The sequence below is a fragment of the Nitratidesulfovibrio sp. SRB-5 genome, assembly GCF_019931275.1.
Lineage (GTDB): Bacteria > Desulfobacterota > Desulfovibrionia > Desulfovibrionales > Desulfovibrionaceae > Cupidesulfovibrio.
Genome location: NZ_JAIOTY010000001.1, coordinates 1,232,874 through 1,258,621, shown reverse-complemented (window position 1 = coordinate 1,258,621; position 25,748 = coordinate 1,232,874). Strand labels below are relative to the sequence as shown.

Here is a 25,748-nt window from a genome sequence, read left to right as displayed (position 1 = left end):
GTCATGAGCAATCCGCCGTCACGGACGCGCCGGGGCCGACAAGGCGGACCGCACGGCGCGCATGACGTCCTCGAACACCTCGTCGGGCGTGCGGGTGGCATCCACCACCCGGAACCGCGCAGGATGCAGCGCGGCCCACGTCAGATAGCCTTCGCGCACCCGGGCGTGAAAGGCAAGGTGCTCCGCCTCGAACCGCCCTTCGGAAACGCTGGTGCCCTCGCGCAGGTTGCGGGTCATGGCCCGGCGCAGGCCTTCTTCCGGCGGCAGGTCGAACACCAGGGTCAGGTCGGGCCACAGCCCGCCCACGGCCATGTCGTTCAGTTCGCGCAGCCGTTCCGGGTCCAGCCCGCGCCCGTAGCCCTGGTAGACCACGGTGGAGTCGGCGTAGCGGTCGGACAGCACCACCACGCCCTCCTCCAGGGCCGGGCGGATCACCTGCCCCACGTGCTGGGCGCGGTCGGCCAGGTACAGGAACAGTTCCGCCTCGGGCACGATGTCGTCGTTGGAAAGGTCCAGCAGGATGGAGCGCAGCGTGCGCCCCAGGCGGCTGCCGCCCGGCTCGCGCGTCAGCAGCACCCCGTGCCCCGCGTCAAGCAGCGCCTGCTGCACACGGTTCAGGGCCGTGCTCTTGCCGGAGCCTTCCATTCCTTCAAAGGTGATGAACATTGCAGATTCCTGAAAAAATACAGCCTGTTGATGAGCGACAGAACACTGCCGCCGTGGTCTACAGCAACGATGCCTGCACGCTCTGCGGCCCGGCCTTGGCGGCATCGTCCGCGCCATCGGCGCCAGCCTTGCCGCCGCCCTTGTGGGCCGGGCTGCTCTTGCGCGCCGGGCGGGGCTCCTCGGGCGAGCGGGCCGGACGGTACAGGAAGCGCCCCAGCGTGGGCTGGAACGGCGTCCAGCCGGTGGCGTCCTCTTCGTGGTTGGCGAACAGCCCCCGGAACTGGGCCATCTTGGCGTCCAGGTTGTCCGCGTAGTGCAGGGCCATGGCTTCCGCCGTCTTGGGCCGCCGGGGAGAGCCGAATTCGTACTCGCCATGGTGGCTGAGGATAAGGTGCTTGAAATGGGTCACCAGTTCCGGCGCGAGGCCGGACTTGCGCAGGTGCGGCTCGATGCGTTCCAGCCCGATGTGGATGTGCCCCAGCAGGCGTCCTTCGTCGGAATAATCGTTGGCAAGGCCGCCGGTCAGCTCCCACACCTTGCCGATGTCGTGGAACAGCGCCCCGGCCAGCAGGGCCTGGCGGTCCAATTCCGGGTAGTGGTCGGCGATGCGCAGGGCCAGCCCGACCACGGACAGCATGTGCTCCACAAGGCCGCCCACGTAGGCATGGTGCACCGACTTGGCGGCGGGCGCTGCCAGCAGGCGCGGGGCGATGTCCTCGTCGCGCAGCACGGCCAGCACGAACTTGCGCCACGGCGCGTGGGTGAACTCCGCCTTGCACAGGGCGATCAGTTCATCCAGCATCTCCTGCGCGGGGCGCGGGCTGGCGGGCAGGAACAGGCCAAGGTCCAGCCCGGCCTGCTCGGCGTCGTCCAGCACGCGCAGGCGGCCTATGGTCACCTCCACCTTGTCGCGGTACGTGCCGGAGCGGCCTTCCACGTCCACGATCTGCCCGGCGGCCAAGTCCGGATAGGCCTGGCTCTGGGGGCTCCAGATCTTGGCCTCCATGCTGCCGGAGGCGTCGCGCAGTTCCAGCCGCCAGAAGGGGCCGTTGCGCGACTGTTGCAGGGTGGCCGAACCGAGCAGGAACAGCCCGCTCACCTCGTCATTGGCGGCGATATCTCGTATGGTTTGTCTTTTTTCCATGTGCGTCGTAAGGAAGCGGCCATGCCCGATGCCCTGAATGCGCCGGTTACACCGGAAACGCCGGGACGCGGACGGAAGAAATGCCCGCGCGGGGACGGCCAATTTGCCGCAAGGTGCCTGCTTTTCGACCACGTTGTCAATGCGAACGGCACGCCGGACGCGCCACAGGTGCGCGCCCGCACGAAGCGTGACGAAGCCTGGACGGACAATCGTCGCGCCGCCGCCCGCACGCCTTCCGGCCGACGCCAGCCTGTCATCGCGACGTCGCCGTTTCCCGGCAGCATGCTGCGCAGCACGGCACCGAAACATCACGCAACAGCAGCACGGGACGCGCGTCATCATGCCGTCCCTGAGAGAGGATACCCCATGATCGTAGCCCTGACCAACGACGACGGCATCCAGGCCCCCGGCCTGCGCGCCATGTACAAGGCCCTGCTGGACGCCGGGCACGAGGTGCACGTGGTGGCCCCGGTCACCGAACAGTCCGCCGTGGGCCACGCCGTGACCATCAGCCTGCCCCTGCGCGTGAAGGAATTCCACGAAAACGGCTTTCGCGGGCGCGGGGTGTACGGCACCCCCACCGACTGCGTGAAGCTGGGCCTGTCGTGCCTGCTGGACAAGAAGCCCGACGTGGTGGTGTCCGGCATCAACGCCGGGGCCAACGTGGGGCCGGACATCCTGTACTCCGGTACGGTGTCCGCCGCGACGGAGGCGGCGCACATGGGCTACCCCGCCCTGGCCGTTTCGTACGATTCGTTCCGGCCCGCCGACCTTTCCGGACAGGCCGCCCACGCCGCCGGGCTGCTGGCCACGCTGGACTGGAATGCCCTTCCCGCCCGCTGCGTCGTGAACCTGAACTACCCCGCCCTGCCCATGCCCGAGGTGAAGGGCGTGCGCGCCTGCCCCCAGACCCGCGCCGTGTGGAAGGACTGGTATGACCACCGCACGGACCCGCGCGGCGGCTCGTACTGGTGGCTGAACGGCGTCATTCCGCCGGAAACAGTGGCCCCCGGCACCGACCGCGCCCTGCTGACCGAAGGGTGGATCACCCTTACCCCGCTGCGCTTCGACTTCACCGACCACGAGGCCATGGACGTGCTGGCCAGAGTGCAGGGCGACGGAGCCGGTGGGCAAGCAAACGCCCAGACCGTCGACCAGACCGGCGGCGAGATATAGCCGCGCACGCCGCCTCGTTGCCCGCGCCACTTATCGCCGGATGGGCCCTGTCCGAATGCGGGCGACACACGCACGGCAGCATGAGAATCAAAAGGGTCGTAGCGGAAAGCCATGAACCGAAGGGGGCACCAACTCTTTGTTTCCCCGCCTGCTGCCGCGTGCCGTCCGGACAACCCGACGAACTCCGCATCACGGGCTGCCCGCTGCCCAGACCGCTCTGATATTGACCCCCGGCGCAGATAAGGCCAAAAGCAATACATGCTTCAAGGACAGGTGCACCATGACCATAGAAAAAATTGCAATGCCTGTATCATCCACAGTCTTGCACAAATATTATCCAATAATCAAACTCATACCCAGCAAGTTCATCGACATAATCACCATCGGGAAAACTTCAGAATGCATGGTGCGCTTGGCACGAAGGCTATAGCGTCATCCCTGCTTCGCGCAAGATAGATATTTCTCCATACGCCATGGGACTGTACACCAGCGAACAGTGGGAATGGGTGGATGACACAAAAAGGCCAAAGAAGAAGCTTCTCATCGACCACGCCTCACTTGAAGCTACACAATATGATTTCGACCATGAAATTGTTATCTGTGAAAAATTCACCCATAACGGAAACAAAAACTGCAATACAATATACACTGGACTTTTTCAGTTCGACAATGACGCTCTCAATTTGTATGTAAACAACAAGAAAATTCTGCGCGATACTATCCTGAAAGAATACGGTTTCAAGGATACATCACTTCCACTGGTCGTATGTTTTACAACAATAATGGATGACCATCATGAACTTGTAGAACCGCTTATAGAAATCTCACAGCATACGAATCTTATCGTCAAGACGTATGCGTGGCATACTGAATTGCAAGAAAAAATATCCAAGGCAGGTGTCACCACGTTCGGGATGCGCGACTTCAGACATATAGATCCGCGCCTTGCCGCAGATTGCTTCCTCACATCATACTCCACAACGGCACTCATGACGGCTGTCATGCTTGGACAAAACATCACCGTATACCACACAACGCGCGAATTCGACATCGGACGTACAAACACATACTATGAACGCGGCGTTTTTCAGCACCCCCTCTTTCCACGTTGCCGAGACCTTGAGGCCCGGCTGGGTTCCATCCCTATTACAGATGTCGGCGCCCTTCTGCGCAACTTTCAGGAAACGATGAGCTCGCAAACCTACAAAGACAGACTGAAGGCATTGCAGGACGAAACCTACGGGCGCTATCACATCGTCAACGCCCCCGCCATGACGGCCATGGAAGTGCTTTCCGTATTCAGGCGAGGGCGCTTCTCCGGTGTGCTCGGCGATACAGACAGCCCCGCCGCGTAGCGTCCTCACCCTTCACACTGATCCGGCATTGATGCGTCGAAAGAACAGCCGGGTGACCACGTTTTGCGGTCACCCGGCTGTTCTTTCGTCACGTGGTCCCCACCCTTTCGGATGGCAACCGCATGGCACAAACAACTACAATGTACGTCCGCCATCCAGCAGGGAAAGCAGCAGTTCCGCCGTTCGTCGCGCGCCGTGACGCACATCGCTGCGGCCCAGTACGCTCAGCCGGATGGCCTCGTTCCTTGCTGGATACTCCGCGTCATCCAGCAGCGCCTCAAGATGCCGCTGCAACGCGGGCACATCCGCGATGGAACATGACCCGCCCAACCCGGCGATGATGGCCTGCCCCCTGGGGTTGGCATCGGGCCTGACCGTGCCGCGCGGGCGCAATTTCTGGCGGTCCCGGCTGCCTTCGCAGTATTCCCGTTCCTGCTCGGTGTGGTAGGGCAGCACGCGCTGCCCGGTCAGGAACACCGAAAGCAGCGTGGACCCGGCAAGGCCGCACAGTACGCAGTCTGCGGCCATGCGCAGTTCGTTGCCGCCCGCCCCCGAACGCGACCAGACCAGTGCACGGCCCATGTCCAGCGCCGCGTAGCGTTCCACGTCGTCCGGAAACGGTTTCAGCACCACCAGTCCGCCCTGCGGGTGCAGGGCGTCGGCCAGCCCCCGCAGGCCATCGGCCACCTCGTGGCAGTTGTCCAGCGCCGAGGCATAGCAGACCACCAGCGGCCCGCCACGGTCTTCCTGCCCCAACTCCCGCATGGCTCGTCCGCGCAGTGCGGCCCTGTCCGCGAACATCAGGCGCAGCATCTCTTCCGTAAACTGGTATGGCCCGGTGAACAGGCACTGCTGCCATGGGGCCTGGGCCCGCTGCTGCAACGCCAATGCCTCGAAGGGATAGATGCAGTGGCTCTGGTAGGGATGAACGGCTCCGCCCGCATACGTGGTATTGTGCGCCAGATACGCCACCACGGGGGGCAGCACATCCTCCGGTCCGGTGACGGGGAAATGCATCTGGATGGCGTGGTCCGCAGCCACCATGGCATAGCGCCACCACTCTGGTCGGGGAACGTGCTCGCAGGGACCAAACCCCAGGGCAAGCACCTCTGCGCGGGCGGCACCATCCACCCCCCAGCTGTCGCCGCCGGTATCCACATCCACGCGGTCCGGGGGCAACAGGCGCAGTACCGGCAGGAAATACGACAGAAAATAGCCCCGGATGACGAACAGCATCCGCCCGTTGCAGCCGTGCTCTGCATGACGCCGGACCGCCTCCGCCCGGTGCGCCTGCGCCAGCAGCGACGCGATGCCCGTCTGCTCCGGCATGGCCTGCCAGGCCCGCAGGAACAGGCGCTTGGCCCGGTCCGGCTCCTCCTTGTGCAGGTGCAACATTCCCAGGCGGCACAACGCCTCCACGTCGGCAATGCGACTCATGCCACGCTCCCCGCCGTCTTGCGGCCCCGGCATGCACTGCCCCATTCCAGGCGCCCGTATCCCCCGCCCATCATGCGCCCCCCGTTCCGGATGCCGGGGCAAGGGACGCCTCGCCCTTTTCCGGCGACTCCGCCAGCCCGGGCACATCCAACATTTCCAGCACCGCGCGCGCGGAGGCCCCGACATCCCCGTGTTCGCCAAAACGCAGGGTCAGATGCGGTTCGCGCGGCACCTCCACCATGCGCTCGCAGGCCATGTCCCGCACCTGACCGTTGGCAGCGGCGGCATAGAGGCCCTTGGGATCCCGCCTGCGGCGTTCCTCCTCCGGCACATCGAGCCACACTTCGAGATACCCGGGCAGGTGTTCCCGGTTCCAGGCATGCAGGTCGTGGAACAGGCTGATGGTTGCGACCACCACGGTAAACCCTTGCAAGGCCAACATGCGCGCCATGCGCGCATAGGTGAAGGCAAGGCGCTGCCTGCTTTCCCGGTCAAAGCCGCACCGGGCCGCGTCCAGCACCTCGCGCAGTTCGTCGCCGTCCAGCAGCACCGCGCGTTCCCCCAGGCAGGGCATGAGAACCCTGGCCAGAGTGGTCTTGCCCGCGCCGGAAAACCCGGTGATCCAGATGACCCTGCCGCTAGGGTGCCGTGCCGTCATGGCCTAGGCCTTGCGGGCTATCCACGCGCGGGTGGTATAGGGAATGTCGATCGTCTCCACGCCCAGCGCGTGCAGGTAGTCGGCTATGGCGGCAATGACCTGTTCGAACCTATCCCCCGCCTGGCGGTGCAGCGTGCCGTGCGAACGCCACGCCTCGATCACGCCTTCGACGGTCTGCACGTGCATCACCCCGCCGCTTACGGCCTGAACGTTGGTGAACAGCCCGGAACCGGCAATGACGTCGGCCTGGTCTTCCCGGCGGGTGCCATAGCCGTAGTCCGGAATGAACCCGCGGATGATGCCTTCGATGTCGGTCTGGATCGCGTCGTCAAGGTCGCGATGGTTCCACATGCAGGTAAACCACCGTCCGGGCTTCAGCAGGCGATACGTTTCCTTGAGCGCCAGTGTCCTGTCCGTGACGTTGAACGACGAACCGAAGGACACGAAATCGAACGCGCCGGACTGCTGCTGCGTATCTTCACCGGTGGCGTCCACCCACTGGACGTTGGCAAAGGCGGCGGTGCGCTTCTGGCCGTTGGCGCGCATGGCGTCATTGGGTTCCACCGCGATCACCTTGTACCCCTTGCCGGCCAGCGGCAGCGTAAGGTGCGCCACACCGGCCCCCACGTCGCAGACAAGATCCCCCTCGCGAAGCCCCGCGAGTTCGAACAGCCGTTCCAACACCTCGGGGGCATATTCGGGGCGTTCCAGGTAGGCGTCCGCAAGTTGCGTGTAATCCCATTCCGTCTTCATGCTTGGCTCCTTCGAAAGCACGTTCTTTCCTGAAAAAATTCCGCTACCGCCAGTCGTGGCTCCAGCCGGGCGCTTCCAGCGCCCTCCGGTAGCGATCAAGATCGTCACCGCTGTCCGTTTCGCACCAGCGCCCCGCCACGGGCACGGCACCCACCGGGGTGTCGTCGCCCAGCAGCAGGCGCAGAAAGGCCGTCATGTCCGTGCGCGCCACCGCGTCGCCTAGCCGGGCGCAACGTTGTGTCACCGTCCGCCAGCCTTCCCGGCTGACCTTGATGAGCCCCATGTACTGCCCGCAGATGTCGTCCAGCGAACCCGGCTTGCCGCCGATCTCCGCCAGCCGCCCCCCTTCCTGCCGGAAGGTTTCCGCATCCAGCAGCGGATCGCCGAAACGCAAGCGCCACAGTGGTTCCCAAAGCGTGTCGTAGGTGATGGCGACATGGTCGGGGTGCGCCAGCAAGGCAGCCACATGGCCGGGGTGGTAGACGATGTCCGAATAGGAGATGACGGCCTGCCCGGCGCCCTGGTCGAACTGACGTTCCAGCCACGGCGCGGCACACAGCAGGGTGGAGAGCATGTTGGTCCGCGCCCAGGCGGGATTTTCGAGCGTGGCGTAGGCATCGGCGGGCATGCCTTGCGTCTCCGGCTCCAGCATGTGCCCCAGGTAGCCGCCCACCACCAGCAGCGGCGCGGCCCCGCCAGTGCGCAGGGCATCGAGCTGCCAGTGCAGCAGGGGGCGCCCCGCGAGTTCGGTGAGGCACTTGGGGCGGTCCCCGGTAAGCCCCTTCATGCGGGACCCGCGTCCCGCCGCCAGGATAAGGCCCACGGCGTGTTTCATATCTGCTCCGGCGTGAACAGGCGTTGCATCAACGCCACGCCGCACGCCCCGTAAGGATGTTCTCGTTCGGGATGCCACAGCACGCCGACCACGCGACGCCCCGGCAGATGAAATGCCTCCACCGTGCCATCCGGGGCCAGGGCGGCGGATGCAAGCCCGGGCGCCAGCATGTCGCGGTCCAGCACCAGGCGGTGGTACGAATTCACGTCTTCCGGCGTCCAGTCCTGCCTTTCGGTCAGGGGGTGCCGCGTTCCGGCGTGCACCGCGCCGTCGGTTGCGCGCGTAGTGCCCCCCAGCATGTGATTGATGACCTGCGCGCCCCGGCACACCCCCAGAACGGGGATATCCCGCGCCATGGCCCAGCGGAACAGGGCCGCCTCGGTGGCGTCCCGCTCGGGAAAGACGCCCCAGTCATCGCCGCCGGTCAGCACAAGGCCGTTGACGGCAAAGGCATCGGCCAGACGCACGGCGTCATCGCCCGCATTGGGCATGGGCAGCCACCCCGCGCCCGGCAGGGCCACGGCAAGAAACCGCCCCCAGTCCTGGGCCAGGGCATCGCGGCGTTCGGCGTGGCCGGGCGCCTCGGTCACGCGCATGGTCAGCGCTAGGCGTGCATTCACGTGTGGCTCACAGGGGTTGCAGGGTGCAGGCGCCAGCATCAAGCAGGGCCGACTGGGCCGAGGTAACCTGTTCGAACAGCAACTCGCCGACCCCGATGGCCGCTGGCAGGCCGTATTCGGCGCAGCGGATGGCCATGTGCGAATTGGTGCCGCCGAACATGGTCACCAGCCCGGCGATGCCGCGCGAGAATATCCAGTCGAAGCCCGGGTCCGCGTTCTCGATGCATACCAGACGCCCGGCAATGTCCACCGAACAGGGCGAATCGGGGTACAGGCGCGCCAGCGGCGCTTCCGTGCGGCCGTGCCCGATGAAGTTGGGCGCGCTGCGATGCTGCGGAACCACGTACACGTCGCGTGCGGAACGGATGATGTATCCAAGCTTGATGCTGCGCCCGAGGTTGAACAGTTCGCGCCCCTTGTCGGCCAGTTCGCGGAAATAGCCGGGGGCGTCACGCAGCAGGGAATGCGATGCCCATTCCATGACGTCGCGCACTTCGAGGTGGGACAGATCGTCGCGCGAAAGCCCCAGCCTGTCGCCCCACAGGGCAAGCATTTCCAGCATGTCCGAAAGGTTGCGCGTAAATATGAACTTCGCCAGTTCGCGCCCGGCGATGCTGCGGCGGGCGTACTCCAGCAGGCCCTCCGGCTGGGTGTTGCCGAAATGCGCCTCGTGCAGGAGCGAGGCGATGTTGTTGTATTCCTGCGGGGTAAGCGCAAACGGAACGCCCGTATCCACCATGGACACGGGGCTGGAATCCGAGAACAGCCCGTCGCGGTCCGCGTAACGCGGGGAAAGGATGTCGTAGCTGCAAGGCCGCAGATGCCCGTAGCGAGCCAGAAACGTTTCCCTGTCCATGCCGTTGCGGCACACGGACATGAGATCGTGCGACATCTCGCCGGAAACGGTCCGGATGGTGGCCTTGAACGCCGCCAGCCGTTCGGGCGACAGCGCGCCCCGCTCCACTGTGGAGCGCAGCAAAGATTCGGCAATAAACGCATGCCGGGCCAGGATGGAAAACGGCAACGTGCCGAACAGGCGGCAATCCTCGGCCAGCAGCACCAACTGGGGCAACGGCTTCATGCCCTGCGCAAGGGCGTCCACCGATATCCTGCCGCGCGCGGCCTGCCTGTTGCGCAGTTCCGTGACCGCCTCGTACGCCCAATCCATCGATGACCGTTGGCCCGACTCCAGGCAGCGTGCCGTCAGCCCGTGCAGCGCCGCGCGAAAGTCCTCGCGCCGGGCGCGGGTCAGCAGCCCCGGATAACGTTCGTCCAGATGTTTGTCGAAGCAGAAATCCAGCGCGGTCTGGGCCACCTGAAACTCCACCTTGTCGTGGAATTGCGGGTGGGTGTCCAGCCTGTCCAGCCATGCCCCCACCAGGGTTTCTGCGGTGACCCCGTCGAGCCCGGCAGGCAGGAAGGAATTGAAGCTGACGCGCACGTCGATGAACGGGCGCCCCGCCACCATGAGCATCAGCTCTTCGGGGGGCATCTGGCGGTACCCCATGAATTCGCGGGCCTGGCTCCACACCCTGCGGGTGATGAGTTCTCGGTACAGCGAGCTTGCCAGCAGGCGGGGGGTGACGCCAATCATTTCCGCCGGGTTCCAGTCGGGCATCACGCCCAGAATGGTGCGCTGCCCGAAAAGGCCCGGCCACTGCCCCACCCTTTCCGAAATGAAGTCCACCACAAAGCCTATCTTGGCGCGCACCTGCCCGTCGGCACCGGCTATCCAGCGGGCCTGCGTGCAGATTGGCCGCACTTGCAACAGGTGCAGCACCCCCGCCCCGTCAAGGCAGAATTCCATGTCCAGTTCATCGTGCCCGCACAGGGCCTCCACCCTGCGCGCCAGCGCGATGAACGAACGCAGCCTGCGCGAATCCCAGTGTTCGTCTTCCGCATCGTGAAAGACGAACACCGTCTTGCTGGCGTTGCGCCCGCCCGTGATGGCGTCGGCCTGGCCCGATTCGTCGTAGTTGACCACGTAGTATGGCGCGCCGTCGGCATGCACGCGCGTCATCATGACGCCGCTGACGACAATGCCTTCGACCATGGGTTGCACCAGCACCTGATCGTCAGGGTCCGCGGGATTGGCGGGGCCGGGGGAATCGGAGAGGCCGGGGGCACCATAGGAAGCAATGACGGTCTCCACGGCAGCGGCAAGGGCATCCCGGTCATTGGCCGGAACGTCGAGCACGGACGTGAAGGCCCCCGCACCGGAGCTTTCCCGGCCATCCTCGCGGCGGCACGAACTGCGCACGGCAAGCATGGCGCCGGGAAAGGCCCGCGCCAGCGAGGCAAGTGTTGCATCCCGCGCTGTCAGCCACTCGCCCACGCGAAAGGAGCGCAGGGGCGGTATGTGCAGATCATCGTACGCGGAAAGCCACTCCAGGGTGTCGGCCTTGGAAGTGAACGGCAGTACACCGCCCCTTGTTTCTTCACGATAGCTCACTACGTGCCCCGTACCATGTTCGTCGACGTTGCCCCAGCCTGCACGGCATGTGCCCCGGTCAGAGTCGTCATGATCTTGACGTGACCTAACAAAACCTGACCCGCCCCGGCATAATCCAGCAAATTTCATTCCACGACCACATATTGTCGGCCCGTTCCCCGTGCCACGGGAACCGACCTGTGCATACGAAAAAAGTCCCGGTCGCACGCATGCCACATCGGCATAATTTGCCGATGCCGGGGCGCCCCGGTGGGGCACATGGGTACAACGGACATTTCCGGAAAGCAGGGCTTCGGTCCTCTCCACCCGCTTGCGGCCCCTTCCCCGCCCCATACGCCCTTGTGACCCCTTTTGCGCGAAGGATGGGCCGCCTTGCGCGGCCCATCTTTATTTTTTCCACGGATTCGGGTATCTTTCCCGCGCCTTCGTCGAGAGGTCATACCCACCCCTGCGCCATGGCATCCCGCGCGGCTGCGCCTGCACGGACACGCCACCGGAAACCACGGACGGGACATCGCGGACGGACCTTCCGGAGGCATGCGCGGATCGCGCGCGCCACCCTGCGGGAACCCGCCGTCGGGGCGCGACCGACGAACTCATTTCCACCGCCGGACCAGCAGGCATCACGCCCGTCCGGCGCAGCAGGAGGAATCCATGCCGCTGACCGGTCCCAAGCAGATGTTCGAGCGGGCCTACAAGGAAGGGTACGCCATCGGCGCCTTCAACGTGAACAACATGGAAATCATCCAGGGCATCATGCAGGCGGCCGGCGAAGAGCAGGCCCCGCTGATCCTTCAGGTTTCCGCCGGCGCCCGCAAGTACGCCGGGCAGAACTACATCGTGAAGCTCATCGAGGCGGCCCTGATGGACACCGACCTGCCGGTGGTGCTGCACCTGGACCACGGTCAGGACTTCAACATCTGCAAGGACTGCATCGACGGCGGCTTCACCTCGGTCATGTACGACGGCTCGCACCTGCCGTACGAAGAAAACATCGCCGTCACCAGACAGGTGGTGGAATACGCCCACGCGCGCGGCGTGTGGGTGGAAGCTGAACTGGGCCAGTTGGCGGGCGTCGAGGACGAGGTTTCGGCGGAACATTCGGTGTACACCGACCCCGACCAGGCCGTGGACTTCGTGAAGCGCACCGGCTGCGATTCGCTGGCCATCGCCATCGGCACCAGCCACGGGGCCTACAAGTTCACCGGCGAGGCCAAGCTGGACTTCGCGCGGCTGGAAAAGATCACCAGCATGCTGCCCGGCTACCCGCTGGTGCTGCATGGCGCGTCCAGCGTGCCCCAGGAATTCGTGGACATGGCCAACACCTACGGCGGCAAGGTGGGCAGCGCCAAGGGCGTGCCCGAGGACCTGCTGCGCAAGGCGGCCACCTACGGCGTGTGCAAGATCAACATCGACACCGACATCCGCCTGGCCATGACCGCCACCATCCGCAAGCATTTCATGGAAAAACCGGCAGATTTCGACCCGCGCGCGTACCTCAAGCCCGCGCGCGACGCCGTGAAGAACATGGTGCAGCACAAGATCCGCAACGTGCTTGGCTGCTCGAACAAGATCTAACCGTCTCAGGGGAACGGAATCATGATCAAGCTTGGGATGAACGGGTTCGGCCGCATTGGCCGCTACCTCGTCAGACTGCTGGCCGATACCGACGACCTTGGCGTGGTTGCCATCAACGCCCGCGCCGACAACGCCTCTCTGGCCCGCCTGTTCAAGTACGATTCGTGCCACGGCACCTTCCGGGGCGAAGTGGCGCACGACGATGCCGGGCTCATCGTCAATGGCCGCCACATTGCCGTCACCCGCGAACGCGCGGGCGAATGGAAGTGGAAGGACCTCGGCATCGACATCTCGGTGGAAACCACCGGCACCATCAAGGACCGCGCGGGCCTTGCGCAGCACCTGGCCTGCGGCGCGAAGAAGTCCGTCATCAGCGCCCCGGCCAAGGACGCCGACGTCACCGTGGTCATGGGCGTGAACCATGGCGACTACGACCCGGCGAAGCACGACGTGATTTCCGCCGCCTCGTGCACCACCAACTGTCTGGCCCCCGCCGCCAAGACCATCCACGAGGCGTTCGGAATCAGGCACGGCCTGATGACCACGGTGCACTCGTACACCATGAGCCAGCGCATCCTGGACGGTTCGCACAAGGACCCGCGCCGCGCCCGCGCCGCCGCCCTGTCCATGATCCCCACCACCACCGGGGCGGCCAAGGCCACCACGCTGGTCATTCCCGCGCTGGCGGGCAAGCTGGACGGCATGGCCGTGCGCGTGCCCACCCCCAACGTGTCGCTGGTGGACCTGACCTGCGAACTGGAACGCCCCACCAGCGTGGAAGAGGTGAACGCCCTGCTGAAGGCCGCGGCCGAGGGACCGCTGCTGGGCAACATGGGCTACACCGAAGAGCCGCTGGTGTCCGTGGACTACATGGGCTCCATCTACGGCGGCGTGGTGGACGCGCTGTGCACCAGCGTCATTGATGGCACCATGCTGAAGCTGATCATCTGGTACGACAACGAGGCGGGCTTCACCAACCAGCTCGTCCGGCTGCTGCGCATGGTCGGCAAGGGCCTGTAGGTCCACCGCCGCACCGCCAATGAACGCAGACGGCGTCCATCCCGCTCGGGGTGGACGCCGTTTCTGACTGCTGACAAATCCCAACTCCTCCGGGTGAAGAGCCCCTTCTAAAAAAGAGGGGGCTCTCCCAGCCCCTCGCCCCGAAAACTTCTTCTGTGTTCCCAGCATATTATGAGAGCATGAAATATGGGGTTCCAAGGGACGGATGCCCCTTGGCCGCCGGAGGCGTCCAAAAGCAGACGTTGCCAGCAACAATGACGGCGCCCATCCCCATACGGGGTGGACGCCGCTCTCTTTTCGGGTACCGGAAGGCAACTAACCGGTCAGCACTCCACCACGCTGACCGCAAGCCCGCCGGACGACGTTTCCTTGAACTTGGCGTTCATGTCGCGCCCTATCTCGGCCATGGCCGCGATGACGCTGTCCAGCGCCACCCGGTGGTGGCGCGGGTCTTCGCAGGTGGCCAACAGGCAGGCGTTGTAGGCCTTCACCGCGCCCACGGCGTTGCGCTCGATGCACGGAATCTGCACGTAGCCGCCCACCGGGTCGCAGGTCAGGCCCAGGTGGTGTTCCAAGGCGATTTCCGCCGCGTTCTCCACCACGTGCACCGGGTTGCCGCGCGCGTGGGCCAGCATGGCGGCGGCCATGGCGGAAGCCACGCCCACCTCGCCCTGGCAGCCCACCTCGGCCCCGGCGATGCCCGCGTTGTGCTTGGCCAGAAAGCCCACCGCCGCCGATGCCAGCACCCCCTCGCGCACGGCCCGGTCGCCGATGGCAAGGTCGTGGCGCATGGCGTAGAGCAGCGCGGGCATCACCCCCGCCGCGCCGCAGGTAGGCGCGGTGACGATGACCCCGCCCGCCGCGTTTTCCTCGGCGGCGGCAAAGGCGTAGGCGTTCAGTCGCCCCAGAAAGACATCCACCTCGTTGGGCAGGCGCTGGGCACGCATCAGCAGCACGCGGGCCTTGCGGTGCACCCCCAGGGTGCCGGGCAGCGGGCCGCCGTCCTCAATGCCGCGCCGCACGCTGGCTTCCATCAGTTCGATGATGGCGGCCAGCCGGTCCAGAATGGCGGCACGGCCCATGCCGGTAACTGCCATTTCGTTTTCCAGGATCAGTTCATGGATGGTCAGCCCGGTTTCCACCAGCCGCGCGCGCAGTTGCGCCATGCTGCGGTACGGGTGCGCGGGCTTGCCTCGTTCTTCGGGCTGCCAGCCCTTCCACTGGATGAAACCGCCGCCCACTGAATAGTACTCGCGCCCGCACAGCACCACGCCGTGCGCATCCAGCAGTTCCATGACCAGCGTGTTGCTGAAGGGGTAGGCGTGCTGCACCGCATCGCGCCGCACCGTACCTTCGGCCAGCACCAGGGCCGCCGGGCCCAGGCGCAGGGTGCGTTCCCCTTCCGGCAGCGCGGGCAGCGATTCCAGCAGCCCCGGCGGGCAGGTGGCGGGACGGTGCCCCAGCAGCCCGGCCAGCACCGCGCCGGTGGTGCCGTGGCCTACGCCGGTGGCGCTCAGCGAGCCGAACAGGCGCACCCGGATGTCAGCCGCGCAGGCCAGCACCTCTGGCGGCAGGGCCGCGCACAGGGTGCGGAAGTCGTGCCCGGCCTTCATGGGACCGATGGTATGGGAACTGGACGGGCCGGGACCGGCCTCGAACATGTCGAACAGCGACGTTTCTATGGTGGCGACCAGAGGCTGCATTCTTACTCCCGCCTGTCGTGAAAGAAGGCGCTCCATTCCAGCGCGCCCGCGTAGGCCATGGCCAGGTCCGCCTGGGTAAGCCCCATGGCTTCGCCGCTGGCCAGCACTTCGTCCCAGCGGCCCCGTTCGTAGTGCTCCAGCAGTTCCAGCCACGGCGCGTAGGGGCCGGTGTGCGCGGCAAGGGCCTCGGTCAGCTCATCCGCCAACGGCAGGGAACGCAACAGTTCCGCCAGCGGCAGACACAGCAGTGGTTCCAGCAGCGAGAACAGCCCGAGCATGAACATCGCCCCCGACTGCGGAGCGGGCCGGGCCTGTCCAGTACCCGCGTGTCCGGCTTCCATGTGTCCGGCGTCCACCTGTCCGGCGTCCATTTGTCTGGCCCGCGACGTGGCGCGGGATGCGCACAATTCCAGAAACTTGGCGCGCAGGGCGGAAACCGCGATGAGTTCGCGCGCCATGGGCCCGGTGTCGAATTCGGAAAGCACGGTGACGCACAGCCACTGCACCAGATTGCGCGTGCCCAGCAGCGAGATGCCGTGCTGGATGGACGTGACCTTGACCGGCAGCCCGAAATGCACGGAATTGATGTACCGCAGCAGCTTGTACGAAAGGGCCGCGTCGGACCGCACCACCTCGGTGGCGGCCTTGATGTTCACGTCCTCGCGGGCCAGGGTGGCCAAAAGGCGCATCTTGGCCGCCTGCGAACTGTCCAGCCGCCTGCCGTGCACCAGTTCCGGCCTGCTGAAGAAGAACCCCTGGAACAGCGAAAAACCCAGGGCCTCGCACTGCCTGTGCGTGGCGAGGTCTTCCACTTTTTCCGCCAGCAACTGGCACTGGCGGGAGCGCAGACCAGCCACGTCGCGGGCCAGGTCCGTCAGCGGGCGGCCCAGCACGTCGATCTTGACGATATCCGCCAGGTCCAGCAGCGCATCCATGCCGGGCTGCCCCGCGTAGTCGTCCACCACGATCAGGTAGCCCTCGGCCTTGAGGGCGGAAAGCGCCAGCAGCACGGCCTCGGTGGCGGGCACCGTTTCCAGCACCTCCACCCCGCACACGTCGGGGGGCAGGATGCGCGGCGTGCCCTCCAGCAACATGTCCTCCGCGAAGTTCACCAGCAGCCGCTGCCCCTGCCCAAGGGCCGGACGGGCCATGGCGAAGCCATCGGCAATGACCGACGCGGTGGCCACGCTGGCGTCCACATCGCCGCTGCAACATTCGGGGGAATCGGGATGGCGAAACAGCAGTTCGTAGCCCCACACCTCTCCCGAGGCGTCGAACACCGGCTGCCGGGCCACCAGCAACACCGGGCCGCAGGCCGTGCCGTCCTGAACGGTCGGCGGGACGATGCGCGCGCCGGAAGACGGAGCCGCCTTTCCCGCCTCCTGACCGCTGGTGGCGGAAGGGGTGCGGGCAGGGTGGTCGTCGTCATCCGCAAGGCCGAGCAAAGACCGCATGCGCCTGAGCATGTGCGAAATCCCTTCCCCCCCGATGTTCCCACAATCCCGCGCCAGCGGCGCAGTTCCCTGCGGGCCTCCGCAAGGTTGTGGCGGACTGTATGCGGTATGCCGCACGTCGGTCAACACGCCGACACAATCCGCGGGAGTGCAAGGGAAACGAGGGCTGGCTACTCAGCGCCGTCCGCCGCGCCCCTTGCCGGTGGTGGCGCGGGCGGGCTTTGCAGCGGGTAGCGGGACGGTGGCGTCCGGACCATTGTCCAGGCGCAGGGCGCCTTCCAACGTGGCGTCGGGCGCCACGGAAAGGGACCGGGACACCGCATCCACCCGCACGGCGCCGGGGGCGGCACCCTTCACGGCACGCACGTCGCGCACCAGGGCCACCATGATCCGGGCGCGGGCGGCGTTGCGCTGCCAGCTTTTCACCGCCACAAGCGCGGCGGCCTCGGCCAGGGTGCGTTCCGGCACCTGATGCGCCGGGTGGTCGCGCCGGATGATCAGGTGCGCGCTGGGGCCGTCCTCCGCGTGCAGCCACCAGTCGAAGGGCGAGGCGATGCGCAGCAGTTCCGCGTTGCCCTCGGCGCACCGCCCCCGCAACAGCAGGAAGCCGTCGGAACTGCGAAAGCGCTGCACGTCGCTGCCGGTTCCGGCGTCGCGGGGCTGCCTGCGCGAATCCGAGGTGGCCTTGCCGCCCTTGCCCAGCCTGACCGGGGAGGCGGGAGTGAACCGGGCCTGCACCGGGGGCAATCCGCCGCCTGGGGGCATGGCTGCGCCCTGCTCGGCGGCGGCAAGGTCGCGGGCCACTTCCGCCCGGCGGCGTTCGAGAATGGCGAGTCCGCGCGCGCCCCGGTCGGACCGGTGGAACATGGCGGCCATGTTCTCGCGCACGGTCAGCAGCGGGTCGAGACGGATGGTGCGGCCTGCGGGACCTGCGCCGAGGGTGCCCTCCGGGGACGATGGCCCGTCGCCCGCGCCTTCCGGCCATGCCGACACGGGCAAGGCCTCATCGGGCACCACCACTTCCGGCAGGCGGGCATCCGGCGGGTACTGGTAGAGCACCGCTTGCAGGGCCACGCCATCGGCCCGCTGGTCCAGCAGGGCGCGCAGGCGGCGCTCCTCGTCGTCCAGTTTGGCCAGCAGGCGGCGCAGCCGCCTGGCTTCGGCCTTGAACGGGGCGGCGGCATCCGTGCGCGCGGCATCGGCAAGCCCGGTGAACGCGGCGGCCTCGCCCAGGATGGCGGCGGCATCCAGCGCGGATTCGTGCACCTCTTCCGTCCGGTTGCCGCGCAGGGATGCGGGCAGGGGCCATGCGGAAAGCTCGTCGGGTTCGCCGGGACCGTCGGCCTCGCCGGGGCCATCCCCCGACTCGCTGCGCTGGCGGTACAGGAACACGTCGCCCTCGCCGGAATCCAGGTCCACCAGCAGGGCGCAGGCGTCGAGCACGCCGTCTTCCGGGACGTCAACGAAGGTAGCGGACAAGGCGTCGGGGGAACTGTCGGGGACGCTGCCGGAAGGGCTGCCGGAGGGTCTGGCGGAAGGGCTGGCGTGCTGCCCACCACCCACGAGGGCTGTCAGGGTGCGCCGCAGGGCCGGAGTAAGCACCGGGTCGGACCCGGTGGCGGCATCGTCGCACAGCGAAAGCAGGGTGGCCTTCAAGGCGCCGGGCTGCGAGGGGGGCGGCAACTGCGGCCAGACCGGGTCCGCGCCGAAGTCGGGGGGAAGGGCATCCACGAGGCGCATGCCCTCGCGCAGGTCCAGCAGCACCAGGGCGCCCTGCCCTGCGCCCTTACCGTTTGGCCGCCCGTCCGCAGTCCCATCCGCAGCCCCGTCCGTCGCCCCGTCAGGCTGTCCGGCTGGCGGCGCCATGCGCAGGGCCAGCCTGCGGCGGGGCCAGTCGCACCCGGCCCAGGCCACGCGGCGTCCGGCCAGATGCTTGCGCAGCAACATGATCTGGGCGTCGGGCCGGGCCGGATTGGGCGGCTTGTGCGCGGCCAGATACAACAGCGGCGCCCGGCGCCCGTGGCGCAGCACCAGCACCTGCTTGCGCCCGGCGGCGAAGATGGTGAGCGAATGGATGTCCGGCGCGGGTGCGTGGATCTTTTCGATGCGGCACCCGGCCAGCAACGGAACCAGCGCCCGGCAGACGCGGCGGAACAGATGGGCGTCCATCGTCGTTTCCCTGGCTGTGCGCCCTGAAAGCATGCGTGGGCAGCCGCCCCCGGCAGGGCCCGAAGGACCGAACGGGCCGGACAGCTCCGGAGCAGGCGTCTGATGCATCCTCCCGGCTGCCACTGGCTACCGGGCATCTGGCAGAACGCGCAACACGGCGCGCAACACGGCGCAACAAAAAACGGCCCCTCATCCCGGCAGGGGTGAGGGGCCGTGGTGGGCGTTAATCGCCTCGGACGCGCTCGTCGTCTTCCTGCTTGCTCTTGCAGTTGATGCACAGCTTGGTCACGGGTCGCGCCTTCAGGCGCGGCACGCCGATTTCCTCGCCGCATTCGTCGCAGATGCCGAACGAGCCATCCTCTATGCGGCCCAGCGCCGCCTGAATTTTCTTGATCAGCCGCCGCTCGCGGTCACGGATGCGCAGGGTGAAGGCGCGATCCGATTCCATGGTGGCGCGGTCCGCCGGATCGGCGAAGACCTCGTTGTTATCCGTCATGTCTTCCAGCGTGAGGTCGCCCTTTTGCGTGGCTTCTTCCAGCATCTGGGTCAGCAATACGCGGAAGTACTCGATATCCTTCTGATCCATGGGGAACCTCCTCGCGGTACGCAGCGCACCGCATCCTGGCGGCACGCGTGCCGGGTGGGGCTGTCGCTTGCAAGGCAACTGCCATAAATCATCCGGCCAATAAAAGTAAAGGGGCGAGGCCTGATTTCCGTTCACGGAAACCCGGACGGACCGCCCGCAGCGTTGGCAGGCGCTGACTGACGCCAGAAAAACCACGAATGACGCGGAACAAGGGCGGATGCAACGGCGCACGTGCCCCGTGCGCCGACAAACGACGAGACAGGCCAGACGGACGGAGCAGGAACGACCGGGCTGCGCGACGGACTGCACCACGGGGCAAGCCCCAACCGACCGGGACATGAAAACCGCCGTCGCCATGGCCGCGCCGTGCCCGCAAATCCGCACCGGCCAACATATTATGGAAATTGGTCGTGTTTTTTCAAAAACCTCGCTTGACAGGGAGCGGGGCTGTGACGTAGAAGGCTCTCCTCGTTGAGCGGGAGTAACTCAGTGGTAGAGTGCAACCTTGCCAAGGTTGAAGTCGCGGGTTCAAATCCCGTCTCCCGCTCCAACGAAACCGATGAGGCGGCATAGCCAAGTGGTAAGGCAGAGGTCTGCAAAACCTCCATTCTCCGGTTCAAATCCGGATGCCGCCTCCAGCATCGGTGCGGGAGTAACTCAGTGGTAGAGTGCAACCTTGCCAAGGTTGAAGTCGCGGGTTCAAATCCCGTCTCCCGCTCCACCGTCTCCTTCGGGTGCACCGCCCAGCGCGGAAAACCCTAGCGATACCCCACCATTAGCGGGAATAACTCAACGGTAGAGTGTCAGCTTCCCAAGCTGAAGGTTGCGGGTTCAAATCCCGTTTCCCGCTCCAGAACACATAGCCCCTGCGCCATGCGCGGGGGCTTTTTGCCGCGTGGCCGCAAAGCCCCCCATATTACCTACCTATCGGCCAGTGCGCGCCGACTCCGCCAGCCCCGCCATGAACGTGGACACCTTTTCCACGGGGCCGAAGGCCGGATCAATGCCGTGACGTACGGCCAGCGCCTCCGGTCGCTCGTAGGACAGCACGGTGACGCCTTCTGCCTCGCGCACCAGCATGCGCAACGGCAAGTCCATGGCGATGCCCGGAGCTTCAAGCATCAGCAGCGTGCCCACGGCGGGGTTTCCAAAGGTCACCACCCGCGTGGCAGGCATGCGCAGCCCCGCTTTTTCCGCGTTGGCCGCATGGTCCACGGTGCAGAACACAGGCACGTTCATGTCGTCCAGGGTTCCCAGCAAGCGCCCCCAAACCTCCGGAACCGTCCCCTCACAGATCACGTGGCAGGTCACGCAAACCACCTCGTCGCTCTTTGCTTCCATCATATCTCCTCCTTTCTTCCGAACGGTTGCGCGCAGGAACCGACACCATATGCCCAATGCGCAGCCGCGCGCTCTCCGGTCCCGACATCCGAGACCGCACGATGCGGCAGACACCGCCATCCTACGCCTTTTCCCCCGCGCAATAAACGGCACGTGGTGCCCCTCTTCGGCATCGCGCCCCGCGTCGCGCTGCCGCCCCCCCCTGCCCGGTGCGCCATTTTTTTTCGTGCATGCATGTTGACAAGTCCCCGACAAAAAGGGTAGCTCTCCCTCCGCACGAGGGAACGGCGGCTTCGCCCCGTCCGCGTGTCGCCCGAAAGGGCGGGAGTAACTCAGTGGTAGAGTGCAACCTTGCCAAGGTTGAAGTCGCGGGTTCAAATCCCGTCTCCCGCTCCAAAATTTCGCCCCTCGGGGGTACGGAAGGTCGCCGCAAGGCGACCTTCGCCGTTTCCGGCGGAATGAACGGCGGTGACGGGGACTATGCCTCCATGCCTTTTTCCGGCCAACCCGGGCCTGCCGTGGCCCGTTCCGGCCCGCACCGGCTGCCCGCCGCCACGGCATATCCCGGCCTGACGGACCGCCTCTCCCCATTCCTCGCGCACCGGCGCAACGCCAGCCAGCGCCTTCTCCGATCAGCCCGGTCCGGTGTTCTTTCCCTTGTGCCTCCGGCGCCCACATCTTCCCCATCGGCCCGGGCACGGCAGCATCGCGCGCAGCCGCCGCAACCGGCCAAAGCGGTTGCTCACCAGCCGTTACCGGCATATGCCGAAAACATCACCCCAGCCGCAGGACGCCCCATGCCCCGCATTGCCATCCGCCTTGCCACCCCGGACGACGCCGCCGCCGTCACCGCCGTGTTCCATGCCGCCATCAACGGCAAGGCGACATGCAGCTACGACGCGGAGCAGCTGTCCGCATGGTGCGCTGGCCGCACTGTGGAGCAGTTCCGGCGGGAGCTTGAACTGGGCATGAACCCGTTTCTGGTGGCGGAGGCAGGGGTTGCGACGCCCCTTGACCCACCAGTCGCCCCACCCCCTGGGGAAGCGCCGAACCCAGAAGCCCGCAGACCACGGGGGGGTACGCCGCCCGCCCCCGCGACGTCCTTCCGCGTGGTCGGCTTCGGCGCGCTGCGCGGCGACGAGGTGGCCTACCTGTACGCCGCACCGCAGGCCCCGCCCGGCACCGGCAGCGAACTGCTGCGCGAACTGGAACGCCGTGCCGTGGAACAGGGCTGGCCGGAACTGCGCCTGACCGCCTCGCTCAACGCCCTCGCCTTCTACAAGGAGCACGGCTACCGCGAACTGCGCCGGGACATCCGGGTGATGTCCGTGGAGGGCGGCTTCGTGCGGCTGGTGGCCATAGAGGCCCGCAAGCGGCTCACGCCGCGGGGCGGGCTGCCTTCCCGAAGTTCCGGCGAACCGGCCCTGGCGGAATGACCATTGTGCCGGGCGTCCGTGTACTCTGGCCAGTCGGGCCAGTCCTTGTAATCCGGCCAGTCCTTGTAGCCGGGCCAGTCCGCCCAGTCCGGCCAGCCCGGCCGCCTTCCGCATCCCCGGCGCGGGTGCTGTGCCCCCCTGCCCGCTCGCCCTTCATCCCAGCGCCAGCAGGCCATATCGCCCGGCCCCACCCGTGCCCTTATCCCCGCGCCGCCATCCGCCGCAAAGCGCGTGCTTACCCCCGCCCAACTTGCACTGCCCGCCCTGTTGAGGCATGAACTCCGGACGCGCCGCCGCCAGCCCTCTCGTGCCCTCCGGCACGCCGGGTTCTTCCGGCCTTCGCATCCGCCCGCCCGGCGCGCGCCCCGGCAACCGGCTCACCGCAGCCATCGGCCCACAAAAGGACAGCCCATGACCGAACAACCGGACACCCCGGACCTCCATAGCACCGAAACCGCGCCCACGGCGGAAGCGCACGCCGCCGAACTGGAACGCCTGCTGGCCAGGGCGCGCGAACGCTACGAAGTGGAATTCGAAACCCTCACCGTGGATGACGCGCCGCTGGAAATCCTGCAAATCCGCAACATGACCGGCCACCTCGACCGGCTCATCGCCACCAACGCCATCAAGGACCCGCTGCGCGACCTGCCCCTGTGGGCCAAGATATGGCCCGCCTCGTTCCTGCTGGGGCGCTTTCTGCGCAAGCTGGACCCGGCGGGCAAGAGCCTGCTGGAAGTCGGCGGGGGCTGCGGCGTCACCGGGCTCATCGCCGCGCGCTACGGCTTTGCCCGCGTGACCATCACCGACGTGAACGACGACGCCCTGCTCTTCGCGCGCATCAACGTGCTGCGCAATGGCCTGGCCGACCGAGTGGAGGTGCGCCGCTGCGACATCACCACCGCGCGGCTGGACGCCCGCTACGACGTCATCGCCGGGGCCGAAATCCTTTACCTGGAAGACCTGCACCGCCCGCTGGCCAAGTTCCTGGCCCGCCACGTGGCCTCCGGCGGGCAGGCCATGCTGTGCACCGACAAGCGCCGCAAGGCCGCCCACTTCCTGAAGCTGGCCGGGCGCGACTTCGACGTGGCCGAGCAGCCCGTGGGCATCAAGTCCACCGGCGACGACGGGCAGGAAGAACGCCGCCTGTTCCTGGTGCACCGGCTTACCCCCAAGCGCACGGGCGCCGCGCCCGCCGCCCCCGCCTAGTCGGCCCAGCCGATCACGGCACCGGTCGGCGTAGCCAGCCGGATCACCAAACGGCCCGCATCCGCAACCTCGACCCCACACGGACCATCCGCATGATCAAGCTCTCTCCCTGCCCCAAGGGCTATACCAAGGACCAGGACAAGGCCACCTCGCCCGTGGAAACCGTGCGCCGCGTGCGCCAGCGCCTTGCCAGCCTCGACGTGGACATCCTTGCCGAAACCCGCCGCGTGGACGTGGACCGGCTGGGCATTCCCGTGTTTCTCAGCATGTGCGGGGCCGACGCCAAGCGCGTCATGCCCACCCGCAAGCAGATGGGCAAGGGCGCGTCCGTGGAGCAGGCCGAGGCATCGGCCCTGATGGAACTGATGGAGCGCTATAGCTTCTTCACCTTCTGGCGCGACATGCCCGGCATGGTCGAAGCCACCTGGAGCGAGGCGCAGGCCCGCTTCGGCGATGCGCTGCTGCCGGTGGAAGAGATCGCCAAATCCGTGCACGACCCCATCGCCCCGCACGACGCCGTGCGCGCCCTGGACCTGATCCGCTGGAAGTTCTTCCCCGCCACCGTCATCCCGCGCGACGGCACCGAGGGCCGCGAGGTGTGGCTGCCGCTGGACTGGTTCAAGAAGCTGGGCGAGTTCAACGGCTCGTCGGCGGGCAACACCGAAGAGGAATCCATCCTCCAGGGCGCCTGCGAACTGGTGGAGCGCCACGTGTGCTGCATCATCGACGAAACCATGCCCGAACTGCCCACCATCGACATCTCGCCCGAAAACTCCGGCGACGACGCCGTGCTGCGCGACCTGCTGGACCGCTTTGCCCGGCACGGCGTGCAGGTGGTGCTGAAGGAATTTTCCCTTGGCCTGCCCGTGCCCACCGTGGGCGCCGTGGCCTGGGACCCGGCCACCTTCCCGGCCCGCTCCGAAATCGTCTACACCGCCGGCACCGCCGCCACCCCGGTCAAGGCCGCCGTGCGCGCCCTGACCGAAATCGCCCAGCTCGCGGGCGACTTCATCACCGGCGCCTGCTACGAGGCCTCCGGCCTGCCCAAGTACGAACGGCTGGAAGACATCGAATGGCTGCGGCGCGGCCCCGTGGTGCCGCTGTCCTCGCTGCCCACCGTGGAATCGGACGACATCCTGCGCGAGCTCACCACCCTCTCCGACGGCCTCGCCCGGCAGGGCTACACCCTGCTGTCCATCTCCACCCGCAACCCCGACGCGGACGTGTCCACCCACTACAACATCGTGCCGGGGTTCCGCTTTCGCGAACGGGACAAGAACGCCTCCATCGGCCTGTTCGTGGGCCGCATCCTGAGCGAGGAAGCCGACGCCGAAACCGCCCTGCGCGGCCTAGAGGTGCTGGCAGGGATATACCCCGGCGCGCACTTCGTGCCGTTCTTCCGGGGCATGCTGGCCCTGCGCGCCGAAGCCCTGGACGAGGCACGCCACTGGTTCGAAACCAGCGAACCCCTGCAACCAGACGCCGACGCGCGCGGCCTTGCCGCCTTCTACGGCGCCTACGTGCATACCCTGGCCCAGGACTGGGGCGCAGCCCTGCCCGGCCTTGACCGCGCCGTGGCCGCCTGCCCGGAAATGAAGGAATACTTCAACCTGCGCGGCGTGTGCCACTTCAAGCTGGGCGACTACGCCAAGGCCGCCGCCAACTTCGAAAGCGTGCTGCACCTGGACAAGGGCTCGGTCATCGACCTCGCCAACCTGGGCCTGTGCCACAAATTCCTCGGCGATGCCGACACCGCCGCGCACCTGCTGGAAGCCGCCCTCGAAATCGACCCCTCCCTCGACTTCGCCCGTACCCATCTTGCGGAACTGCAAGCCCAGGGGGGGTAGGGAAAGACGAAAAACGAACCGGGGGAAGGAACCTTTTGTAAAAGGTTCCTTCCCCCGGCCCCCCTACCTCCCAAACTTTTTAGTTGGGGTAGGAAATCGGCTCATGGCCATGGACCATGAAACTCACAAGAACCCGCACACGAAAGTAAAGCGGGGAGAAGGCGATACGCCTTCTCCCCGTTCTTTTTTTTTACCTTGAAGGGGTGCAGGGGACGGCAGCCGTTATGCGAGTCTTCGAGCATTACGGATGGCGATCGCAACGCGCGGCAGCCGTTATGCGAGTCTTCGAGCATTACGGATGGCGATCGCAAC

The 25,748-nt window shown here is 66.6% G+C and carries 20 protein-coding genes and 5 tRNA genes; 12 read left to right on the top strand and 13 right to left on the bottom strand.

Annotation, left to right across the window (positions count from 1 at the left end; translation table 11 throughout):
- Positions 1 to 18: 18 nt before the first annotated feature.
- Complete coding sequence (tmk, locus tag K6142_RS05015) at positions 19 to 666, bottom strand: dTMP kinase (RefSeq protein WP_190244303.1); 648 nt, start codon at positions 664 to 666, stop codon at positions 19 to 21.
- Positions 667 to 724: 58 nt separating this feature from the next.
- A complete protein-coding gene (locus tag K6142_RS05010; protein WP_190244302.1) occupies positions 725 to 1,810 on the bottom strand; it encodes a 3'-5' exoribonuclease YhaM family protein in 1,086 nt (361 codons plus the stop codon).
- A 366-nt stretch (positions 1,811 to 2,176) separates the two neighbouring features.
- Here K6142_RS05010 and surE point away from each other — a divergent pair, with 366 nt between their 5' ends.
- Together surE and K6142_RS05000 are read left to right on the top strand one after the other, a co-directional pair.
- The gene (surE, locus tag K6142_RS05005; protein ID WP_190244301.1) at positions 2,177 to 2,986 is read left to right on the top strand and encodes a 5'/3'-nucleotidase SurE; all 810 of its coding nucleotides are present in this window, start codon (positions 2,177 to 2,179) and stop codon (positions 2,984 to 2,986) included.
- Between the two features lie 473 nt (positions 2,987 to 3,459).
- The gene (locus K6142_RS05000) at positions 3,460 to 4,341 is read left to right on the top strand and encodes a hypothetical protein (protein ID WP_190244300.1); all 882 of its coding nucleotides are present in this window, start codon (positions 3,460 to 3,462) and stop codon (positions 4,339 to 4,341) included.
- A gap of 135 nt (positions 4,342 to 4,476) precedes the next feature.
- Here the strand turns inward: K6142_RS05000 and K6142_RS04995 are convergent, their stop codons facing one another.
- The 6 genes from K6142_RS04995 to K6142_RS04970 form a co-directional block, all read right to left on the bottom strand.
- Positions 4,477 to 5,778, bottom strand: a complete 1,302-nt coding sequence (locus tag K6142_RS04995; RefSeq protein WP_190244299.1) for a hypothetical protein — start codon at positions 5,776 to 5,778, stop codon at positions 4,477 to 4,479.
- A gap of 70 nt (positions 5,779 to 5,848) precedes the next feature.
- Positions 5,849 to 6,436, bottom strand: a complete 588-nt coding sequence (locus tag K6142_RS04990; protein ID WP_190244298.1) for an adenylyl-sulfate kinase — start codon at positions 6,434 to 6,436, stop codon at positions 5,849 to 5,851.
- A gap of 3 nt (positions 6,437 to 6,439) precedes the next feature.
- Complete coding sequence (locus K6142_RS04985; protein ID WP_190244297.1) at positions 6,440 to 7,189, bottom strand: class I SAM-dependent methyltransferase; 750 nt, start codon at positions 7,187 to 7,189, stop codon at positions 6,440 to 6,442.
- A 43-nt stretch (positions 7,190 to 7,232) separates the two neighbouring features.
- A complete protein-coding gene (locus tag K6142_RS04980) occupies positions 7,233 to 8,024 on the bottom strand; it encodes an NTP transferase domain-containing protein (RefSeq protein WP_190244296.1) in 792 nt (263 codons plus the stop codon).
- On the bottom strand, positions 8,021 to 8,644 hold the full coding sequence (locus K6142_RS04975) for a gamma-glutamyl-gamma-aminobutyrate hydrolase family protein (protein ID WP_190244295.1): 624 nt from the start codon (positions 8,642 to 8,644) through the stop codon (positions 8,021 to 8,023). The genes K6142_RS04980 and K6142_RS04975 overlap by 4 nt, the downstream gene beginning before the upstream one ends.
- Positions 8,645 to 8,651: 7 nt before the next feature.
- Positions 8,652 to 11,096 carry a PEP-utilizing enzyme gene (locus K6142_RS04970; protein ID WP_190244294.1) on the bottom strand — a complete coding sequence of 815 codons (2,445 nt, stop codon included), beginning with the start codon at positions 11,094 to 11,096 and terminating at the stop codon, positions 8,652 to 8,654.
- 654 nt (positions 11,097 to 11,750) lie between these two features.
- Here K6142_RS04970 and fba point away from each other — a divergent pair.
- On the top strand, positions 11,751 to 12,674 hold the full coding sequence (gene fba / locus K6142_RS04965; RefSeq protein ID WP_012611183.1) for a class II fructose-1,6-bisphosphate aldolase: 924 nt from the start codon (positions 11,751 to 11,753) through the stop codon (positions 12,672 to 12,674).
- A gap of 21 nt (positions 12,675 to 12,695) precedes the next feature.
- Positions 12,696 to 13,694, top strand: a complete 999-nt coding sequence (gap, locus tag K6142_RS04960) for a type I glyceraldehyde-3-phosphate dehydrogenase (RefSeq protein WP_263284228.1) — start codon at positions 12,696 to 12,698, stop codon at positions 13,692 to 13,694.
- Positions 13,695 to 14,017: 323 nt separating this feature from the next.
- Here gap and K6142_RS04955 read toward each other — a convergent pair whose 3' ends face one another.
- The 4 genes from K6142_RS04955 to dksA all read right to left on the bottom strand — a co-directional run bounded on the left by K6142_RS04955 (position 14,018) and on the right by dksA (position 19,606).
- Positions 14,018 to 15,397 carry an L-serine ammonia-lyase gene (locus K6142_RS04955; RefSeq protein ID WP_190244293.1) on the bottom strand — a complete coding sequence of 460 codons (1,380 nt, stop codon included), beginning with the start codon at positions 15,395 to 15,397 and terminating at the stop codon, positions 14,018 to 14,020.
- 2 nt (positions 15,398 to 15,399) lie between these two features.
- Positions 15,400 to 16,863 (bottom strand): EAL and HDOD domain-containing protein, encoded by a 1,464-nt coding sequence (locus K6142_RS04950; protein WP_190244292.1) that lies wholly within the window; start codon positions 16,861 to 16,863, stop codon positions 15,400 to 15,402.
- Positions 16,864 to 17,025: 162 nt separating this feature from the next.
- The gene (locus K6142_RS04945) at positions 17,026 to 19,020 is read right to left on the bottom strand and encodes an NFACT RNA binding domain-containing protein (protein ID WP_190244291.1); all 1,995 of its coding nucleotides are present in this window, start codon (positions 19,018 to 19,020) and stop codon (positions 17,026 to 17,028) included.
- Positions 19,021 to 19,243: 223 nt separating this feature from the next.
- A complete protein-coding gene (gene dksA, locus K6142_RS04940; RefSeq protein ID WP_012611178.1) occupies positions 19,244 to 19,606 on the bottom strand; it encodes an RNA polymerase-binding protein DksA in 363 nt (120 codons plus the stop codon).
- A gap of 475 nt (positions 19,607 to 20,081) precedes the next feature.
- Between dksA and K6142_RS04935 the strand changes: the two genes are divergently transcribed.
- From K6142_RS04935 to K6142_RS04920, 4 genes are all read left to right on the top strand, one after another.
- A tRNA-Gly gene (locus K6142_RS04935) sits at positions 20,082 to 20,156 on the top strand.
- A gap of 13 nt (positions 20,157 to 20,169) precedes the next feature.
- Positions 20,170 to 20,244: transfer RNA gene (locus K6142_RS04930), tRNA-Cys, on the top strand.
- 8 nt (positions 20,245 to 20,252) lie between these two features.
- Positions 20,253 to 20,327 (top strand) — tRNA-Gly (locus K6142_RS04925).
- Positions 20,328 to 20,384: 57 nt separating this feature from the next.
- A tRNA-Gly gene (locus K6142_RS04920) sits at positions 20,385 to 20,459 on the top strand.
- Between the two features lie 71 nt (positions 20,460 to 20,530).
- Here the strand turns inward: K6142_RS04920 and K6142_RS04915 are convergent.
- The gene (locus tag K6142_RS04915) at positions 20,531 to 20,950 is read right to left on the bottom strand and encodes a DUF302 domain-containing protein (RefSeq protein ID WP_190244290.1); all 420 of its coding nucleotides are present in this window, start codon (positions 20,948 to 20,950) and stop codon (positions 20,531 to 20,533) included.
- A gap of 318 nt (positions 20,951 to 21,268) precedes the next feature.
- Between K6142_RS04915 and K6142_RS04910 the strand changes: the two genes are divergently transcribed.
- The 4 genes from K6142_RS04910 (at position 21,269) to K6142_RS04895 (ending at position 25,436) form a co-directional block, all read left to right on the top strand.
- A tRNA-Gly gene (locus K6142_RS04910) sits at positions 21,269 to 21,343 on the top strand.
- Positions 21,344 to 21,744: 401 nt separating this feature from the next.
- Positions 21,745 to 22,383, top strand: a complete 639-nt coding sequence (locus tag K6142_RS04905; RefSeq protein WP_190244289.1) for a GNAT family N-acetyltransferase — start codon at positions 21,745 to 21,747, stop codon at positions 22,381 to 22,383.
- Between the two features lie 411 nt (positions 22,384 to 22,794).
- Positions 22,795 to 23,589 (top strand): class I SAM-dependent methyltransferase, encoded by a 795-nt coding sequence (locus K6142_RS04900; protein ID WP_190244288.1) that lies wholly within the window; start codon positions 22,795 to 22,797, stop codon positions 23,587 to 23,589.
- Between the two features lie 92 nt (positions 23,590 to 23,681).
- Entirely contained in the window at positions 23,682 to 25,436 is a 1,755-nt protein-coding gene (locus K6142_RS04895; protein ID WP_190244287.1) for a YcaO-like family protein, read from the top strand.
- Positions 25,437 to 25,748 lie beyond the last annotated feature (312 nt).